This window comes from Enterobacter sp. A103 (assembly GCF_034427535.1).
Classification (GTDB): Bacteria; Pseudomonadota; Gammaproteobacteria; order Enterobacterales; family Enterobacteriaceae; genus Enterobacter; species Enterobacter asburiae_B.
This window is the reverse complement of sequence record NZ_JAXQPQ010000006.1, coordinates 139,376-158,529: the sequence shown is the minus strand read 5'-3', so window position 1 is coordinate 158,529 and position 19,154 is coordinate 139,376. Positions and strand designations below refer to the sequence as shown.

Genomic DNA, 19,154 nt, shown 5'->3' with positions numbered 1-19,154 from the left:
AACGCGATGAAAACAAAACTTTCCTGGTTATGTGCAGTGGCAATGGGGATGAATGTCCTCCCCGCAACAATGGCTAACGCAGCTCCTGGTAACGCAGCGGCAACGCCTGCGCCAACGGTACCTGTCGTCGCGCAAGCAACCGATCCGGTTGTCACCGCGGCACCTGGTCAAACAGAAAATATCATGCCGAACCAGCCAACGGAGGGGAACACCCTGCCGGCAGACGGCCAGGTCATCGGGCAGGTGATGCCGGGCGTCCGGGGGGCGAATGCGCCTGTCGTTGCGGACAATGCGCCGTCGCGGGACGTGAAGCTGACCTTCGCGCAAATTGCACCGCCTCCGGGCAGTATGGTGCTGCGCGGCATCAACCCTAACGGCGGCATTGAGTTTGGCATGCGCAGCGATGAGGTCGTCTCCAATGCGGTGCTGAACCTGGAATACACGCCGTCGCCGTCTCTGCTGCCGACGCAGTCTCAGCTGAAGGTCTACCTGAATGATGAGCTGATGGACGTACTGCCGGTCACCAAAGAGCAGCTTGGCAAGAAAACCCAGGCGCAGGTGCCGATCAACCCGCTGTTCATCACCGACTTTAACCGTATCCGTCTGGAATTTGTCGGCCACTATCGCGATGTCTGCGAAAACCCTGCCAGCAACACGCTGTGGATGGACGTCGGGCGTAACTCCTCGCTGCAGATGACCTACCAGTCGCTGGCGCTGAAAAACGATCTCTCGGCATTCCCGGTTCCGTTCTTCGATCCGCGTGATAACCGTCCGCTCACGCTGCCGATGGTGTTTGCATCATCCCCGGACGTGACCGAGCAGCTGGCGGCCACCATTGTGGCGTCCTGGTTTGGTTCACGTGCTGGCTGGCGTGGACAGAGCTTCCCGGCGATGTATGACAAACTGCCGGACAGAAATGCCATTGTGTTTGCGACCAACGCGAAACGCCCGGCCTTCCTGCGCGATCATCCGGACGTCAAAGCGCCGACCGTTGAGATGATAAGCCACCCGGAAAACCCGTACGTGAAGCTGCTGGTGGTGTTTGGCCGTGATGATAAAGATCTGGTGCAGGCAGCAAAAGCGATTGCCCAGGGCAACGTCCTTTTCCGTGGCAACAGCGTTGTAGTGGATGAGGTCAAACCGCTGCTGGCGCGTAAACCTTATGATGCGCCAAACTGGGTGCGTACCGACCGTGCGGTGACATTTGGCGAACTGAAAACCTATGAAGAACAGCTGCAGGCGACGGGGCTTGAGCCAGCGCCGATTAGCCTGTCACTGAATCTGCCGCCGGATCTGTATCTGCTGCGTACCAACGGCATTGATATCAATCTGAACTACCGTTATACCGCGCCAGCGACCAAAGACAGCTCGCGCATGGATATCAGCCTGAACAACCAGTTCCTGCAATCGTTCAGCCTGCAAAGCACGCAGGATACTAACCGCCTGATGCTTCGCCTGCCGGTGTTGCAGGGGCTGCTGGACGGTAAAACGGATGTCTCCATCCCGGCGCTGAAGCTGGGCGCGATAAACCAGCTGCGCTTTGACTTCCAGTACATGAACCCGACGCCTGGCGGTTCGGCGGAAAACTGCATCACCTTCCAGCCCGTACAGAACCACGTCGTGATTGGCGATGAGTCGACCATCGACTTCTCGAAGTACTATCACTTCCTGGCGATGCCGGATCTGCGCGCCTTTGCTAACGCAGGCTTCCCGTTCAGCCGCATGGCCGATCTCTCTGAGTCCATCGTTGTGATGCCAAAAGCGCCAAGCGAAGGGCAGGTCACGACCCTGCTGGATACCATGGCGACCGTTGGGGGGCAGACGGGATTACCGGCGATTAACGTCACGTTGACGGACGATGGCAGCCAGATCCAGAACAAAGATGCTGACATCATGGTGATCGGCACCATTCCGGATAAGCTGAAGGATGACAAACGTATCGATCTGCTGGTGAAAGCGGCCCAGTCCTGGGTTAACACGCCGCTGCGTCAGACCGAGTTCCCGAGCATTATGCCGGATATGAACGACCGTCAGGCCAGCGCGCAGACGACGGTAACGTCTCAGGGGGCAATGGCCGCGGTGGTGGGCTTCCAGTCACCTTACAACGAACAGCGTAGCGTGGTGGCTCTCCTGGCGGACAGCCCGCGCGGATATGAACTGCTCAATACGGCCATGAACGACAGCGGTAAGCGTGCCGCGATGTTTGGTTCCGTGTCGGTGATCCGTGAGTCCGGCGTCAATAGCCTGCGCGTGGGCGACGTGTACTACGTGGGCCATCTGCCGTGGTTCGAACGCCTGTGGTATGCGCTGGCTAACCATCCGGTTCTGCTCGCCATCCTGGCGGCGGTCAGCGTGGTCTTGCTGGCATGGGTGCTGTGGCGTCTGCTGCGTATCATCAGCCGTCGTCGCCTGAACCCGGATGAGTAAGATGTGATGAAAGCCTTTCGCTGGTGTGCATTAGCAGCGTTGATGCTGGCGGCGCTTCCTCTTCGCGCCGCCTGTACCTGGCCTGCCTGGGAGCAGTTTAAAAAGGATTACATCAGTGAGGGCGGGCGTGTCGTTGATCCCAGCGACACGCGCAAAATTACGACCTCTGAAGGGCAAAGCTACGCCTTGTTCTTTGCCCTTGCGGCGAACGATCGCAGCGCGTTTGACCAGCTGCTGACCTGGACGCGCGATAATCTTGCCAGCGGCAATCTCAACGACCATCTGCCCGCCTGGCTATGGGGCCAGAAAGATAAAGAGACGTGGGCGGTGATTGATACCAACTCCGCCTCTGACGCCGATGTCTGGATCGCCTGGTCTCTGCTCGAAGCGGGCCGGTTGTGGAAACATCCGGACTATACCCGCACGGGTAAGGCGCTGCTGAAACGCATTGTCAGTGAGGAAGTGGTGAAAGTGCCGGGGCTCGGCGCAATGCTGCTTCCCGGTAAAGTCGGTTTTGCCGATGAAAACGTCTGGCGTTTTAACCCCAGCTATCTTCCTCCGCAGTTAGCGAGTTATTTCACGCGCTTTGGTCCCCCGTGGACCCAGCTTCGTGAAACCAATCAGCGTCTGCTGCTGGAGAGCGCGCCGAAAGGGTTTTCGCCGGACTGGGTTCAGTATCAGAAAAACAAAGGCTGGCGGTTACAGCAGGATAAATCGCTGGTGGGCGGCTACGACGCCATCCGCGTTTATCTCTGGGTGGGAATGATGAGTGATAAAGATCCTCAGAAAGCCCGGCTGCTGACGCGCTTCCAGCCGATGGCGGCAAAGACAATGAAACGGGGTGTGCCGCCGGAGAAAGTGGATGTGGCGACGGGTAAACGCACCGGGAATGGTCCGGTCGGGTTCTCTGCCGCCATGCTGCCGTTTTTACAACAACGTGATGCTCAGGCGGTTCAGCGCCAGCGCGTTGCGGACCATTTTCCCGATAACAATGCCTATTACAGCTACGTGCTGACTCTCTTTGGGCAAGGATGGGATCAGCATCGTTTTCGCTTCACCGCAAAAGGTGAATTAATACCGGATTGGGGCCAGGAATGCGCAAGTTCACAGTAAATCTACTCACTTTATCGCTTGGCCTGGCACTGATGCCGATGGCTGAAGCCGCCAACTCTCCGCAGCAGAAACAGCTGCTGGAACAGGTTCGGCTGGGCGAATCGACACAGCGTGAGGATTTGGTTCGTCAGTCGCTTTACCGTCTTGAGCTGATTGACCCGAACAACCCTGACGTCATTGCTGCACGCTTTCGCTACCTGCTGCGCCAGGGCGATAACGCCGGTGCGCAAAAAGAGCTGGATCGTCTGAAAGGGATTGCGCCGGGCTCGAGTGCATACCAGTCATCACGCAACACGATGCTGCTGTCCACGCCGGATGGCCGCCAGCAGCTCCAGCAGGCGCGTTTGCTCGCCACCACGGGACACACGCAGGAGGCGATTGCAGCCTATGACAAGCTGTTTGACGGCAACCCGCCGGGCGGCGACGTGGCGACGGAATACTGGAACGTCGTGGCGAAAGACCCCGCTCGCCGGAATGCGGCCATTAACCAGCTCAAGAAAATCAACACCAGCAGCCCCGGAAATACACAGCTGCAGGCGACGCTGTCCCAGCTTTTGTTCCAGAGCGGACGCCGTGACGAAGGCTTTGCGGTATTGCAGGATATGGCTAAATCGACCAACGGGCGCAGCCAGGCGTCTGATATGTGGTATGACCAAATCAAAGGCCAGCCTGCCAGCAGCGCCAGCGTCAGCGCGCTGCAAAAATACCTGAGCGTATTCAGTGACGGCGATAGCGTCGCGGCGGCGCGTGCCCAGCTCGAAGAACAGCAAAAACAGCTCGCTGACCCGGCGTTCCGCGCGAAAGCGGAAGGGCTGGCGGCGGTGGATGCCGGGCAGGGAAGTAAGGCGGTCGCGGAACTGCAAAAAGCCGTCAGCGCCAACCATGCCGACAGTGAAGCGGTAGGTGCCCTTGGCCAGGCCTATTCCCAGAAAGGCGACCGCGCCCGCGCGGTGGCGCAGTTTGAAAAGGCGATTGCCCTCGATCCCCAGAGCGATAACCGGGGTAAATGGGACAGTCTGCTGAAGGTCAACCGCTACTGGCTGCTGATCCAGCAGGGCGATGCGGCCCTGAAGGCGAATAACCCTGCGCAGGCGGAGCGTTACTATCAGCAGGCGCGCAGTATCGACAATACCGACAGTTATGCCGTGCTGGGGTTGGGCGATGCCGCCGCGGCGCGTAAAGATAATGACGCAGCGGAACGTTACTATCGCCAGGCGCTGCGTATGGACAGCGGCAACAGCAATGCGGTCCGCGGCCTGGCCAATATTTACCGTGCCCAGTCCCCGGAGAAGGCCTCGCAGTTTATCCAGTCTCTCTCCGCCAGCCAGCGCCGGAGCATTGATGATATTGAACGCAGTCTGACCAACGAGCAGCTCTCCGCTCAGGCAGAACAGCTGGAAAATCAGGGAAAATACGCCCAGGCGGCAGAGATTCAGCGCCGTCGTCTGGCGCTCTCTCCCGGCGACGTTTGGATAACCTATCGTCTCTCGCGCGATCTCTACAGCGCGGGTCAGCGCAGCCAGGCGGATACCCTTATGCGTCAGCTTGCCAGCCAGAAACCGACCGATCCGGATCAGGTGTACGCCAGCGGGCTCTATCTTTCCGGCAACGATCAGGACCGCGCCGCGCTGGCGCATCTGGACACGCTGCCGCGCAGCCAGTGGAGCGGCAATATTCAGGAGCTTGCCGACCGCCTGCAAAGCAATCAGGTGCTGGAAACCGCCAACCGTCTGCGCGACAGCGGAAAAGAGCAGGAGGCGGAAAACCTTCTGCGTCAGCAGCCGACCTCCACCCGCATCGACCTGACGCTGGCTGACTGGGCGCAGCAGCGTGGCGATCTGGCGTCGGCGAAAACGACGTATAACGCCGTTCTGCAGCGTGAACCGCAGAACGAAGACGCGATCCTCGGCCTGACCGAGATTTACAGCGCGCAGGGTGACAAAGATGCCGCGCGCGCAGAGCTGGCGAAATTGCCCGCCGCGCAAAACGGCCAGCCGCTGTCGCTCAACATGCAGCGCCGGATCGCGATGGCGCAGGCAGGTCTGGGCGATTCCGCGGCCGCAGAACAGACCTTCAACAAAATCATTCCGCAGGCTAAATCGCAGCCCGGCTCCATGGAAAACGCGCTGGTGTTACGTGATGCCGCGCGTTTCCAGGCGCAAAACGGTCAGCCTCAGCAGGCGCTGGAAACCTATAAAGACGCGATGGTGTCGACGGGCATCACCACGACGCGTCCGGCCGACAACGACAGCTTCACCCGTCTGACGCGCAACGATGAAAAAGACGACTGGCTGAAGCGCGGCGTGCGCAGCGATGCCGGTGACTTGTACCGTCAGCAGGATGTTAACGTCACGCTGCAGCACGACTACTGGGGCTCCAGCGGCACGGGCGGCTATTCTGACCTGAAAGCGCACACCACCATGCTGCAGGTGGATGCTCCGCTGTCAGACGGGCGTATGTTCTTCAGAAGCGATCTGGTCAACATGGACGCCGGTTCATTTGATAACAATAACGGGACTTACGATCCAAAATGGGGGACCTGCTACGAAACGCCGTGTAGCGGCAACACCCATCAGTCCGACAATGGCGCAAGCGTCGCCGTCGGCTGGCAGAATAAAACCTGGGCGATGGATATTGGCACCACGCCAATGGGCTTTGACGTCGTCGACGTGGTGGGCGGTATCAGCTACAGCAGCGATCTGGGCCCCATCGGCTATACCGTTAACGCCCATCGCCGCCCCATCTCCAGCTCTCTGCTGGCCTTCGCCGGGCAAAAAGATACCAACACCGGCACCACCTGGGGCGGCGTACGTGCCTCCGGTGGCGGCGTAAGCATGAGCTATGACAAAGGGGAAGCGAACGGCGTCTGGTCAAGCCTGAACGCGGAAACGCTGACGGGTAAAAATGTGGAAGATAACTGGCGCGTCCGCTGGATGACGGGTTACTACTACAAGCTCATTAATAAAAACAACGAGCGCCTGACGGTCGGCGTCTCCAATATGCTCTGGCACTACGACAAAGACCTGAGCGGTTATACCCTGGGTCAGGGCGGCTACTACAGCCCGCAGGAGTATGTCTCCTTCGCACTGCCGGTGACCTGGCGTAAACGCACGGAGAACTGGTCCTGGGAGCTGGGCGGCTCGGTGTCCTGGTCTCACTCGAAAACCAAAGACGAACTGCGCTACCCGATCCAGAATCTGATCCCGACCGATGAGCCAGACCGCTATACCGACCGGGGCGTGATGGAAACGGGCAGCAGCTCCTCAGGCACGGGTTATACCGCGCGGGCCATTATCGAACGCCGCGTAACGTCCAACTGGTTTGTGGGCATGGGCGTGGATATTCAGGAAGCGAAAGACTATACCCCAAGCCATGCGCTGATCTATGTGCGTTACTCTGCTGCAGGCTGGCAGGGCGATATGGACTTACCGCCGCAGCCNTACCCCAAGCCATGCGCTGATCTATGTGCGTTACTCTGCTGCAGGCTGGCAGGGCGATATGGACTTACCGCCGCAGCCGCTCATCCCTTACGCGGACTGGTAATCGGATTATCCTTAATCCATTTGTAAGTCTCTCTTAATAGCGCGGCAATCGGGTATACTCAGGCGCGCCAGGTTTACACCCTGGCGCGCCCTGCGCTTCGAGTTTTGTGGAGAGTCATTTTGCGTGTCAGCCGTTCCTTAACAATCAAACAGATGGCGATGGTTTCTGCCGTCACCATGCTGTTTGTACTGCTCTTCTGCGTAATTTTGCTGTTTCATTCCGTACAGCAGAATCGCTATAACACGGCTTCGCAGTTAGAAAGTATCGCGCGATCGGTGCGCGGCCCGCTCTCTGCCGCTATCCTGAAAGGGGATATTCCCGAAGCGGAAACCATTTTAAAACGCATTCAGCCTGCCGGCGTCGTTAGCCGCGCCGATGTCGTCTTGCCCAATCAGTTTCAGGCGCTGCGGATGAGCTTTATCCCGGAGCGTCCCGTCCCGATGATGGTGATGCGCCTGTTTGAACTGCCGGTGCAGATTTCGCTGCCCGTTTATTCGCTTGAACGCCCTGCCAATCCGCAGCCGCTGGCCTACCTGGTATTACAGGCGGATTCCTACCGCATGTATAAATTCGTCATGAGCTGGGTGGTTACGTTAGTGACCACTTGCTTACTTATGACGCTTATTCTCAGCGTGGCGCTCACCTGGTGCATTAACCGGCTGATTGTTCATCCGCTGCGCCGTATCGCCCGCGAGCTGAATACGCTTGCGCCGCAGGATCAGATGGGGCATCAGCTTGAGCTGCCGCGTCTGCATCATGACGATGAGATAGGCATGCTGGTGCGCAGCTACAACCTCAACCAGCAGCGCATTCAGCGCCAGCAGGATGAGTTAAACAGCAGCGCCACGCGCTTCCCGGTGTCGGAGCTTCCCAATAAAGCCTTCCTGATGGCGATGCTGGAGCAGACCGTTGCCCGTCAGCAAACCACGGCGCTGATGGTTATCGCCTGTGAAACCCTGCAGGATACGGCTGGCGTGCTCAGGGAGAGCCAGCGCGAAATGCTGCTGCTGACCCTGGTGGAAAAAGTGAAGTCTGTCCTTGCCCCGCGCATGGTGCTGACCCAGGTCAGCGGTTACGACCTTGTGGTGATTGCCAACGGCGTAAAAGAACCCTGGCATGCGATCACTTTAGGTCAGCAAGTACTCACTGTCATTAATGAGCGGTTGCCCATTCAGGGTATCCAGCTTCGTCCAAGCGCCAGTATCGGTATTGCGATGTACTATGGCGATTTAACGGCAGAGCAGCTTTATCATCGCGCGTTCTCGGCGGCGTTCACCGCCCGGCGCAAAGGGAAAAATCAGATCCAGTTCTTCGCGCCGGAAGAGATGGAAAAGGCGCAGCAGCGCCTGACGGAAGAGAGCGACATCCTGACCGCGCTGGATAACCGCCAGTTTGCCCTCTGGCTACAGCCGCAGGTGAATTTGCTGACGGGAGAAGTGAAAAGCGCCGAGGCACTGCTGCGCGTGCAGCAGCCGGATGGTTCATGGGAGCTGCCGGAAGGGCTGATTGAGCGCATTGAATCCTGCGGCCTGATGGTTACCGTCGGCTACTGGGTGCTGGAGGAGTCCTGCCGTCAGCTTGCCGCCTGGCAGGAGCGCGGCGTGACGCTGCCGCTGTCGGTCAATTTGTCTGCCCTGCAGCTTATGCACCCGACCATGGTTTCAGAGATGCTGGAGCTGATCCATCGTTACCGAATCAAGCCTGATACGTTAACTCTGGAAGTGACGGAGAGCCGACGCATCGACGACCCTAATCAGGCAGTCGCAATTCTGAAACCGCTGCGTAATGCCGGCATTCGCATTGCTCTGGACGATTTTGGTATGGGGTACGCCGGGCTGCGTCAGCTTCAGCATATGAAAACCCTTCCGGTGGATGTGCTCAAAATTGACAAAGCGTTTGTCGACGGTTTGCCGGGCGACAGCAGCATGGTGCAGGCGATTATCCAGATGGCGCGCAGCCTCAACCTGCATCTTATTGCCGAGGGGATTGAAACCGAAGCGCAACGCGCATGGCTGGCAGAGGCGGGCGTGGAGAGCGGACAAGGCTTCCTTTTTGCCCCTGCTGTTCCTTCGGATGTCTTTGAAGAACGATACCTTTCTGGTGCTGACAATAACGCAAAAGTGTAATTTTGTTGCTGGCTTGTGCGAGCCAGCTCAAAGTTCTTAACATTTGTGTTTCAAATTTGAACTGAGTTTATTTCTGTCCTGTTATGTGGGTGTTATTTTAAAGCCGCAGGTTAACCATAACCTTACAAAACCTGTGGTTTTTCTTCCCAAGGACACCTTATGAAAACCTCACTCTTCAAAAGTCTTTATTTCCAGGTCCTGACAGCCATCGCCATCGGTATTCTGCTGGGTCACTATTACCCTGAGCTGGGTGCGCAAATGAAACCGCTTGGCGACGCGTTCGTTAAGCTCATCAAAATGGTCATCGCTCCGGTGATCTTCTGTACCGTAGTAACGGGCATCGCTGGCATGGAAAGCATGAAGGCGGTCGGCCGTACCGGTGCAGTGGCGCTTCTCTATTTTGAAGTGGTCAGTACCCTTGCGCTGATTATCGGTCTGATCATCGTCAACGTGGTGCAGCCGGGCGCGGGGATGAACGTAGACCCGTCAACGCTGGATGCCAAAGCGGTCGCGGTATATGCCGAGCAGGCGAAGGATCAGGGTGTGGTGGCCTTCCTGCTGGACGTGATACCGGGCAGCGTCATTGGCGCGTTCGCCAGCGGAAACATCCTGCAGGTTCTGCTGTTTGCCGTGATGTTTGGCTTTGCTCTGCACCGTCTGGGCAGCAAAGGCCAGCTTATCTTTAATGTGATCGAAAGCTTCTCCCAGGTGATTTTCGGCATCATCAATATGATCATGCGCCTGGCGCCGATCGGTGCTTTCGGCGCGATGGCCTTCACCATCGGTAAATATGGCGTCGGTACGCTGGTGCAGCTGGGTCAGCTGATTATCTGCTTCTATATCACCTGTATCCTTTTCGTGGTCGTGGTGCTGGGCTCCATCGCCCGCGCGACGGGTTTCAACATCTTCAAATTTATCCGTTACATCCGCGAAGAGCTGCTGATCGTTCTGGGGACTTCCTCTTCAGAATCGGCGCTGCCGCGTATGCTCGACAAGATGGAAAAGCTGGGGTGCCGTAAATCGGTGGTCGGGCTGGTGATCCCGACGGGCTACTCCTTCAACCTGGACGGCACCTCGATATACCTGACGATGGCGGCCGTGTTTATCGCTCAGGCGACCAACAGCCATATGGATATTTTCCATCAGATTACCCTGCTGGTGGTGCTCCTGCTCTCCTCTAAAGGCGCGGCAGGCGTGACGGGCAGTGGCTTTATCGTGCTGGCTGCTACTATTTCCGCTGTGGGCCACCTGCCAGTGGCGGGTCTGGCGTTGATTCTCGGTATCGACCGCTTCATGTCAGAGGCGCGTGCGTTAACCAACCTGGTGGGTAACGGCGTGGCAACGGTGGTGGTGGCGAAATGGGTGAAAGAGCTGGATCACAAAAAGCTCGACGATACTCTGAATAACCGTTCAACTGACAGCAAAAATCCTGGCTTAACCTCTTAATCTTGTCACAAATGCCCGTATTCCCTTGTCGGGATGCGGGCTCCTGCGCATAATAACTGTTCGTACCTGTCATAATTCGACAAGATTTTTTTTGGGTATATTTCACTTCTGACCGTGACGTTTTGCCGAACGCGCGGTCTAATCGACGTGTTTTCATCGTCATCTTTAAGAGTGAAGCGCGTCGCGAAACACTCTTTTTTAACCAGGAATGTTGATCAGGGGTTCACATGCAGGGCACAAAAATTCGACTCTTAACCGGCGGTTTGCTGATGATGGCAGCAGCCAGTTATGTGCAGGCAGATGCGCTCCAGCCAGACCCGGCCTGGCAACAAGGGACATTAGCGAACGGTTTTCAGTGGCAGGTTTTAGCCACTCCGCAACGTCCCAGTGACCGTGTAGAAATCCGTCTGTCCATTAATACCGGTTCCCTCGCGGAAAGCACTCAGCAAACCGGTTTTAGCCATTTTATTCCCCGGCTGGCGCTCACGCAGAGCGGCAGCCTGCAAGCGGTTCAGGTGCGTTCGCTTTGGCAGCAGGCCATCGATCCGAAACGCCCGCTCCCTCCGGCTGTGGTCTCGTATGACTACACCATGTTTAACCTGAGCCTGCCTAATAACCGTAACGACCTCCTTAAAGAAGCGCTTACGTATCTCTCCGATGCCTCTGGCAATCTGGCGATTACGCCGGACACCGTCAACTATGCGCTGAGCAACAGCGACATGGTGGCAACCTGGCCCGGGGATACCAAAGAGGGCTGGTGGCGTTACCGCCTGAAGGGCTCGACGCTGCTGGGACATGACCCGGCCGAACCGCTGAAACAGCCGGTGGACGCCGAACAGGTAAAATCGTTCTACCAGAAGTGGTATACCCCGGACGCGATGACGCTGATCGTGGTGGGTAACGTGGACAGCCGCGCGGTGGTGGAGCAGATCAACAAAGCGTTTGGTGATTTGAAAGGCAAGCGTGAAACGCCAGCCCCTGTCCCGACGCTCTCTCCGCTACGTGCAGAGCCTGTCAGCATTATGACGGACGCCGTGCGTCAGGATCGCCTCTCCGTCATGTGGGATAACGCCTGGCAGCCCATCCGCGAGTCCGCGGCGATGTTGCGCTACTGGCGTGCCGATCTCGCGCGTGAAGCGCTGTTCTGGCACGTTCAGCAGACGCTGAGCAAGAACAACGTGAAGAATATCGGTCTTGGCTTTGACTGCCGCGTGCTGTTCCAGCGTGCACAGTGCGCCATCAACGTTGAATCGCCGGGCGATAAGCTGAATGCCAATCTGGGCGTGGTCGCAAAAGAGCTGGCAAAAGTGCGTAAAGAGGGGCTTTCCGAAGAGGAATTCAACGCTCTCGTGGCGCAGAAAAAACTCGAGCTGCAGAAGCTGTTTGCGACCTACGCTCGCGCCGATACCGACATTCTGATCAGCCAGCGTATTCGTTCCCTGCAGAATCAGGTGGTGGACATTGCGCCGGAACAGTACCAGAAACTGCGTCAGGACTTCCTGAACGGTCTGACCGTCGAGATGCTCAATCAGGACCTCCGTCAGCAGCTGTCGCAGGAGATGGCGTTGATCCTCCTGCAACCGAAGGGCGAGCCGGAATATGACATGAAGGAACTTCAGAAGACCTGGGATTCCATTATGGCTACCGCGCCGCAGCCAGCGCAGGCCGCCACGGCTGATGATTTACATCCGGACGCGACGGATATTCCGCAGGGGCAGTAATGCTTAAACATTCCCTCTCCCTGTGGGAGAGGGTTAGGGTGAGGGCATCAGCCCGCACCCTCCTTAAACAGGCATCGCCTCACGCGGAATAATCGCCCCGCGATACTGAATCACCGTGCTGGCCGTCAGGTGACCACGCTGTGCCGCCGCTTCCGGCGTTCCACCCGTCAGACGTACCGCCAGATAGCCCGCGCTGAATGAATCACCGGCCGCCGTGGTATCAATCACTTTCTCTCTGGCAAGCTTCACCGCCGGAACGTCAACCAGCGCTTCGCCCGCCACCGCGACCAGGCTCGAATCTGCCCCGCGCTTAATCACCACTTCGCTCACGCCAGCCGCCTGCGTGCGTGCAATCACGTCCTCTACCGGTTTCTCACCCCATAGAGCGTCTTCATCGTCGAGCGTGAGGAAGGCGATGTCGGTGCACTGCAGCATCTGCTGATAGACCTGCTGCGTCTCTTCGCGGCTGGCCCACAGGCGCGGGCGGTAGTTGTTATCGAAAATAACCTTGCCGCCGTTTGCACGGCATTCGCGCAGCAGCGAGAGCAGCTTTTCACGGCTGGTAGGGCTCAGGATCGCCAGGCTAATCCCGCTCAGATAGAGGTAGTCAAAGGTCGCCAGCTCTTCGCAGATGGCCGCGGCCGCGTCGCTCTCCAGCCAGAATTTGGCCGCGGCTTCGTTACGCCAGTAATAAAACGTGCGTTCGCCGGTGCTGTCGGTTTCGATGTAATAAAGCCCCGGGAGGCGGTTCTCCATACGCTGAATCAGCGACGTTTCGACATGTTCACTCTGCCAGGCCTCCAGCATTTGCTGGCTGAAGCTGTCCGTACCCAGGGCGGTCACGTAGTTCACGGTGAGCGCCTCAGGCGCGACCTGACGGGCAATATAAACGGACGTGTTTAACGTATCGCCACCAAATCCGCGGCTGACTTCCGCGCCTTTTTGTGACAGCTCAATCATGCATTCGCCAATCACGGCAATTTTTTTGGACATAGTCGTGAACCTGAACAGAAGAATTATCAGCAGTGTGCGCTGAGTGAATTAACCGGTCAACTATATTAAAACAACGTTCCATTATTTTATTTGAGCCAGCGCGTGTTCCCGCGCATTTCTGTCATCTTAATTTCATTTTCCCGGTGAATTGAACATAAAGTTCTCAATTGTCGCGCCGATAATCCTGTGACGAGTCCAGAAAGGCTATCCCAACAACAGGACATCTGAAATGAAGTCAGAGCAGGTTATCCAGCGGCTGAGCACTACGCCTGAGGCAAGTATTGAGAACTTGCAGGAGCATCGCTACTGGCTGCAATGTGAGCGTGCGTACACCTATCAGCCGATCTACCGAACAGATGGTCGACTGATGGCAATTGAAATTTTGACCGTCGTTACGCATCCCTCAAACCCTACTCAGCGCATCGCGCCGGATCGCTATTTTGCCGAAGTTGCCGTTCGCCAGCGTCTGGACGTGCTGGAAGAACAGCTTCGCATGCTGGCGACGAAGCAGTCCTTTTTCGAACGGCACGATATCCTCGCCTCGGTGAACGTCGATGGTCCAACCCTGCTGGCGCTGCGTCAGAACGCAAAATTGCAGGAGCTGATCGCCACCCTGCCGTGGATGCGCTTTGAGCTGGTGGAGCATGTCCGCCTGCCGCAGGATTCCTCGTTTGCGTCGATATGCGAATACGGCCCGCTGTGGCTGGATGACTTTGGCACCGGCATGGCGAACTTCTCCGCCCTGAGTGAGGTGCGCTACGACTACATCAAAGTGGCCCGCGACCTGTTCATTATGCTGCGTCAGACCCCGGAAGGGCGGAATCTGTTTACGCTGTTATTACAGCTGATGAACCGCTATTGCCAGGGCGTGATTGTTGAAGGTGTGGAAACACTGGAAGAGTGGCGTGATGTGCAAAACTCTCCCGCAGCGGCGGCGCAAGGCTATTATCTCTCCCGCCCGGTACCCATGGATCGCCTCGATAGCGTTATAACGACCCTCTGATAAGCCCGCTTCCCTTTGTCTGGACTATAGTTTTACAGGACAGGTCATCAGGAAAGGGGATAAAAATGACGAGAACAACCAGGGTAATCTCCTGGACAGCAGGGATTTTCTTGTTGTTGATCGTGGTCGTCGCCATCATTATTGCGACGTTTGACTGGAACCGTCTCAAGCCGACCATCAACCAGAAAGTCTCAACCGAACTGAACCGCCCCTTCGCCATACGCGGTGATTTAGGGGTGGTATGGGAGCGTCAGAAAGAGGAGCCCGGCTGGCGTAGCTGGATCCCCTGGCCTCATGTCCATGCCGACGACATCATTCTCGGCAACCCGCCGGATATCCCGGACGTCACCATGATCCACCTGCCGCGCGTTGAAGCCACGCTGGCTCCGCTGGCGCTCTTCACCAAAACGGTCTATCTGCCGTGGATCAAACTTCAGCAGCCCGATGCGCGTCTGATCCGACTCTCAGAAAAAAACAACAACTGGACGTTTAACCTTGCCAGCGACAGCGAAAAAGATCCGAATGCCCGGCCTTCCTCCTGGTCGTTCCGTCTCGACAATATTCTTTTCGATCGCGGGCGGATCGCCATCGACGATAAGGTCAGCAAGGCGGACGTGGAGATCCTCGTCGATCCGCTTGGCAAACCGCTGCCGTTTAGCGAGGTCACGGGCACGAAAGCAAAAGGCGACGCGGCAAGCGTGGGGGACTATGTCTTCGGCCTGACGGCAAAAGGACGCTACAACGATCGGCCTCTCAGCGGTAAAGGGAAAATTGGCGGCATGCTGGCGCTGCGGAGCGAAGGCACGCCGTTCCCGGTGCAGGCGGACTTCCGTTCCGGTAACACCCGCGTGGCGTTCGTCGGCACGGTCAACGACCCGATGAATATGGGGGGCGTCGATCTTCAGCTTAAATTTGCCGGCGATTCACTGGGCGAGCTGTATGAACTGACCGGCGTGCTGCTGCCGGATACCCCGCCGTTCGAAACGGACGGGCATCTGGTCGCCAAAATCGATACCGAAAAAGCGTCCGTTTTTGACTACCGGGACTTCAACGGCCGTATCGGCGACAGCGACATCCACGGCACGCTGACCTACACCACCGGAAAACCGCGCCCGAAACTGGAAGGGGATGTCGAGTCCCGTCAGTTGCGTCTGGCCGATCTTGGTCCGCTGATTGGCGTGGATTCGGGTAAAGGTACCAGGTCGAAAGAGGTCAAAAAGGATGTTCAGCCTGCGGGCAAAGTGCTGCCATACGATCGCTTCGAAACCGACAAATGGAACGTGATGGATGCGGATGTGCGCTTCAAAGGCGGAAAAATTGAACATGGCAGTACGCTGCCGATCAGCAATCTTTCGACCCATATCCTCCTCAAAAATGCCGACCTGCGCCTGCAGCCGCTGAAGTTCGGCATGGCGGGCGGGACAATTTCCTCGAACATTCATCTGGAAGGCGATAAGAAGCCGATGCAGGGACGGGCGGAGATCCAGGCGCGTCGATTGAAGCTGAAAGAGCTGATGCCGAACGTAGAGCTGATGCAGAAAACCCTCGGTGAAATGAACGGTGATGCCGACATTCGCGGCGTGGGGAACTCGGTGGCGGCGCTGCTGGGCAGCGGCAATGGTAACCTGAAGCTGCTGATGAACGACGGGCTGGTCAGCCGCAACCTGATGGAGATCCTGGGGCTGAACGTCGGTAACTACGTCATCGGGCAAATTTTTGGTGATGACGAGGTGCGGGTGAACTGCGCGGCGGCCAATCTGGATCTGGTTAACGGCGTGGCGCGTCCGCAGATATTTGCCTTCGACACGGAAAACGCGGTGATTAACGTGACCGGGACCGCCAGCATGGCCTCGGAGCAGCTTGATTTGACGATTGACCCGGAAAGTAAGGGGATCCGCATCATCACCCTGCGCTCGCCGCTTTACGTGCGCGGAACCTTCAAAAACCCTCAGGCGGGCGTGAAGCCCGGACCGCTGATTGCGCGCGGTGCGGTGGCTGCGGCCCTGGCGACGCTGGTCACCCCGGCCGCAGCGCTGCTGGCGTTGATTTCGCCGTCAGAAGGCGAGGCCAATCAGTGCCGGACTATTTTGTCGCAGATGAAGAAGTAGCTCCCTTTCTCCCTCTCCCTGTGGGAGAGGGCCGGGGTGAGGGCATCAGGCCGCAGTGAATTACAGAGCCTGATGCTTCGTCTCGTGAGTCAGCAGCAGCGCAATCAGCGTCAGCGCCGCCATGGCCGCCAGATAGACGCCCACATAGAACAGACCATAGTTCGCCTGCAGCCAGGTGGCGATATACGGCGCAACGGACGCGCCCAGAATAGAGGCAACGTTGTAGGAGAACGACGCGCCGGTATAACGCACTTCCGTCGGGAACAGCTCAGGCAGCAGCGCGCCCATCGGGCCGAAGGTCAGCCCCATCAGGCTCAGGCCAATCAGCAGATAGGCCATCACCAGCGCCGGGCTACCTGAACCCAGCAGCGGCGGGAAGACGAACAGAGCAAACAGAATGATGAGCGTGGTGATCGTAATCATGCTCGCACGACGACCAAATTTGTCCGCCAGCAGGCCCGCAATCGGTACCATCACGCCAAACCCGATCACCGCCATCATCAGCATCCACAGCACTTCGTTACGCGGCAGGCCCAGGCCAACCGGCGCGGCGGCGGTACTGAACGTCATGGAGTAGACGGTCATGATGTAGAACAGCGTATAGGTTGCCAGCATGATGAACGTGCCCAGCACGGTCACGCGGACGTGTTTGGTCAGCAGCGTACCCAGCGGCACTTTCACCTGCTTGTTCGCCGCGGCCACTTTCGCAAAAACAGGAGTCTCATGCAGCGAAACACGCACATACAGGCCAATCAGCACCAGCACGGCTGAGAAGATAAACGGGAGACGCCAGCCCCAGCTCATGAACTGTTCATCCGTCAGCAGCCAGGAGAGCAGCAGGAACGTCCCGTTGGCAAAGAAGAAGCCAATCGGCGCGCCCAGCTGCGGGAATGAGCCGTACAGCGCGCGCTTGCGCGCCGGGGCGTTCTCGGTGGCCAGCAGCGCCGCGCCGCCCCATTCACCGCCCAGCCCCAGACCCTGACCGAAACGCGCCAGCGCCAGCAGGACCGGCGCCAGAATGCCGATGGTTTCATAGGTCGGCAGCAGACCGATGGCTACGGTGGAGATGCCCATCGTCAGCAGCGAGGCCACCAGGGTGACTTTTCGGCCAATGCGATCGCCAAAGTGTCCAAACAGCGCAGAGCCAATCGGACGCGCAACAAACGCGATGGCAAAGGTCGCCAGAGACTGCAGCGTGGCCGCCGTCGGATCGCCCTGAGGGAAGAAAATATGCGGGAAGACGATGACCGCGGCGGTGGCATAAATATAAAAGTCGAAGAACTCAATGGCGGTGCCAATCAGCGAGGCGACGACAACTTTATTGCGCGAGTTTACCGGAACGTTTTCCGTCCCTGAGTCGAGTGTGGTGGCTGTTGCTTGCATAATATTTTCTTATTTTTGTCGAACGAAAGGCCATATTACGCACAGCAAAAGCGACATTTCAATCTGTAACAAAGCCGCGTGCTGGTGATAAAAGCAACAAAAAGCGGATAATTTTCAGACCAGCGAAAACACGTCTATGAAATGCTTCACAGATTTTAAATATCAGTCAATTAAACTGGTTTTCAGTTAAATAAAAGTTACGGGCTGGATTTATATGCTGAAATGATGAATCGGGCTGAAATTTCAGCCCGAGAGCGGGGCTAGCGGTGCGTTTTACCGGGCATTCGCGTGTCGCCTTTGTACTCGGCGGTGGCAATCCATGCCGCGCAGAACAGCGTCAGGCGGGCGAAGAAATAGAAGAAGGCCATCAGTCCCAGCACCGAGCCAAACGCCGCACCAGAAGGGGATTTCACCAGCGACGGCAGCGTGTAGGTCATCACGATTTTGATCACCTCAAAGCCGATCGCCGCAATCAACGTGCCGCGGATCAGCGCCTTCTTGCGCGGACGATGGCGGGGCAAGCGCCAGAATATCCAGAAGAACAGCAGGTAGTTGGCGAAGATGGAAATGGCCAGCCCAATGCCGCGCCAGGCGGGCTTGAGCCATTCGATGTAATCAAGGTAAAGCGCGGAGATGATCATCTGCTGCGCCGAGCCCGCCACGGAGGTAATGGAAAGCGTCACGATCAGCGCGACGAGCAGGCCAATCAGCGAAACAAAATCGCGGAGATACTTCACCCAGATTTTCTCCTGGTCCTGCGGCTTACGCTCCCAGACGTCGCGCGACTGGGCGCGGATGGCCTCGCGCAGGTTGCCCATCCAGTTAACGCCGGAGTAAAGGGCAATCAGCAAACCGACGATGCCGACGGTGGTACGCTGCTGAACGGCGGTATTGATGGTGCTCTTGAGCGTGCTGGCAAGAGTCGGGTCACTGACGTTATTCAGGATTTTACTGAAGATATCCTGCAGCAGCGTCGGGTGCGACGCGAGCACAAAACCGGCCGCTGCAAACGACACCATCAGGATCGGGATCATCGACAGGAAGGAAAAATAGGTGATGGCGGCACCAAACTGGTTCCCCATGCGGTCATTAAACCGTTCTGTGGCGCGTATCAGGTGCGCAATCATGGGAAGCTGCTGGATCTTTTCTGCCATGCTGGTAACCGTACCCAGCGCTTTGCTGGCTGTTCCCGGCGTTGCGGGCGCTTCAGGCTCGGTTTCCATCTTTTTGATGGGCTCATATTCTAAATGTTGGGTGGGTCGTTGCGGATTGTTTTCCGGCGTCACGCGCA

At 57.5% G+C, this 19,154-nt stretch carries 10 protein-coding genes and 1 pseudogene; 8 read left to right on the top strand and 3 right to left on the bottom strand.

What is annotated here, in order from left to right:
* Nucleotides 1-6 precede the first annotated feature (6 nt).
* The 6 genes and pseudogenes from bcsB (at nucleotide 7) to SPH27_RS17180 (ending at nucleotide 12,376) form a co-directional block, all read left to right on the top strand.
* Nucleotides 7-2,427 (top strand): cellulose biosynthesis cyclic di-GMP-binding regulatory protein BcsB, encoded by a 2,421-nt coding sequence (gene bcsB, locus SPH27_RS17205; protein ID WP_045143092.1) that lies wholly within the window; start codon nucleotides 7-9, stop codon nucleotides 2,425-2,427.
* Between the two features lie 6 nt (nucleotides 2,428-2,433).
* On the top strand, nucleotides 2,434-3,540 hold the full coding sequence (gene bcsZ, locus SPH27_RS17200; RefSeq protein WP_033146873.1) for a cellulose synthase complex periplasmic endoglucanase BcsZ: 1,107 nt from the start codon (nucleotides 2,434-2,436) through the stop codon (nucleotides 3,538-3,540).
* Nucleotides 3,522-6,977, top strand: a pseudogene (bcsC, locus tag SPH27_RS17195) (cellulose synthase complex outer membrane protein BcsC); the annotation flags it as partial. The gene bcsZ and the pseudogene bcsC, both read left to right, overlap by 19 nt.
* 225 nt (nucleotides 6,978-7,202) lie before the next feature.
* Nucleotides 7,203-9,209, top strand: a complete 2,007-nt coding sequence (hmsP, locus tag SPH27_RS17190; RefSeq protein ID WP_039263030.1) for a biofilm formation regulator HmsP — start codon at nucleotides 7,203-7,205, stop codon at nucleotides 9,207-9,209.
* Nucleotides 9,210-9,368: 159 nt separating this feature from the next.
* A complete protein-coding gene (locus tag SPH27_RS17185; RefSeq protein WP_023309587.1) occupies nucleotides 9,369-10,655 on the top strand; it encodes a dicarboxylate/amino acid:cation symporter in 1,287 nt (428 codons plus the stop codon).
* A 227-nt stretch (nucleotides 10,656-10,882) separates the two neighbouring features.
* A complete protein-coding gene (locus SPH27_RS17180) occupies nucleotides 10,883-12,376 on the top strand; it encodes a M16 family metallopeptidase (RefSeq protein ID WP_033146870.1) in 1,494 nt (497 codons plus the stop codon).
* A gap of 63 nt (nucleotides 12,377-12,439) precedes the next feature.
* On the opposite strand, the gene SPH27_RS17175 is transcribed toward SPH27_RS17180, so the two are convergent.
* Nucleotides 12,440-13,369, bottom strand: coding sequence for a sugar kinase (locus SPH27_RS17175; RefSeq protein ID WP_096150265.1), 930 nt, complete (start codon nucleotides 13,367-13,369; stop codon nucleotides 12,440-12,442).
* Between the two features lie 229 nt (nucleotides 13,370-13,598).
* On the opposite strand from SPH27_RS17175, the gene pdeH reads away from it, so the two are divergent.
* On the top strand, nucleotides 13,599-14,372 hold the full coding sequence (gene pdeH, locus SPH27_RS17170; protein WP_039263033.1) for a cyclic-guanylate-specific phosphodiesterase: 774 nt from the start codon (nucleotides 13,599-13,601) through the stop codon (nucleotides 14,370-14,372).
* 65 nt (nucleotides 14,373-14,437) lie between these two features.
* Nucleotides 14,438-16,480, top strand: a complete 2,043-nt coding sequence (locus SPH27_RS17165; protein WP_182072904.1) for an AsmA family protein — start codon at nucleotides 14,438-14,440, stop codon at nucleotides 16,478-16,480.
* 60 nt (nucleotides 16,481-16,540) lie between these two features.
* Here SPH27_RS17165 and SPH27_RS17160 read toward each other — a convergent pair whose 3' ends face one another.
* Complete coding sequence (locus SPH27_RS17160; RefSeq protein ID WP_023309582.1) at nucleotides 16,541-17,863, bottom strand: MFS transporter; 1,323 nt, start codon at nucleotides 17,861-17,863, stop codon at nucleotides 16,541-16,543.
* 260 nt (nucleotides 17,864-18,123) lie between these two features.
* A complete protein-coding gene (gene yhjD, locus SPH27_RS17155) occupies nucleotides 18,124-19,149 on the bottom strand; it encodes an inner membrane protein YhjD (RefSeq protein WP_047059925.1) in 1,026 nt (341 codons plus the stop codon).
* Between the last annotated feature and the right edge of the window lie 5 nt (nucleotides 19,150-19,154).

Bases quoted from the DNA above. Each gene is read 5' to 3' on its own strand.
- pdeH (WP_039263033.1), top strand. From the start codon at position 13,599: ATGAAGTCAGAGCAGGTTATCCAGCGGCTGAGCACTACGCCTGAGGCA.
- SPH27_RS17180 (WP_033146870.1), top strand. From the start codon at position 10,883: ATGCAGGGCACAAAAATTCGACTCTTAACCGGCGGTTTGCTGATGATG.
- SPH27_RS17160 (WP_023309582.1), bottom strand. From the start codon at position 17,863: ATGCAAGCAACAGCCACCACACTCGACTCAGGGACGGAAAACGTTCCG.
- SPH27_RS17185 (WP_023309587.1), top strand. From the start codon at position 9,369: ATGAAAACCTCACTCTTCAAAAGTCTTTATTTCCAGGTCCTGACAGCC.
- bcsB (WP_045143092.1), top strand. From the start codon at position 7: ATGAAAACAAAACTTTCCTGGTTATGTGCAGTGGCAATGGGGATGAAT.
- SPH27_RS17175 (WP_096150265.1), bottom strand. From the start codon at position 13,369: ATGTCCAAAAAAATTGCCGTGATTGGCGAATGCATGATTGAGCTGTCA.
- bcsZ (WP_033146873.1), top strand. From the start codon at position 2,434: ATGAAAGCCTTTCGCTGGTGTGCATTAGCAGCGTTGATGCTGGCGGCG.
- SPH27_RS17165 (WP_182072904.1), top strand. From the start codon at position 14,438: ATGACGAGAACAACCAGGGTAATCTCCTGGACAGCAGGGATTTTCTTG.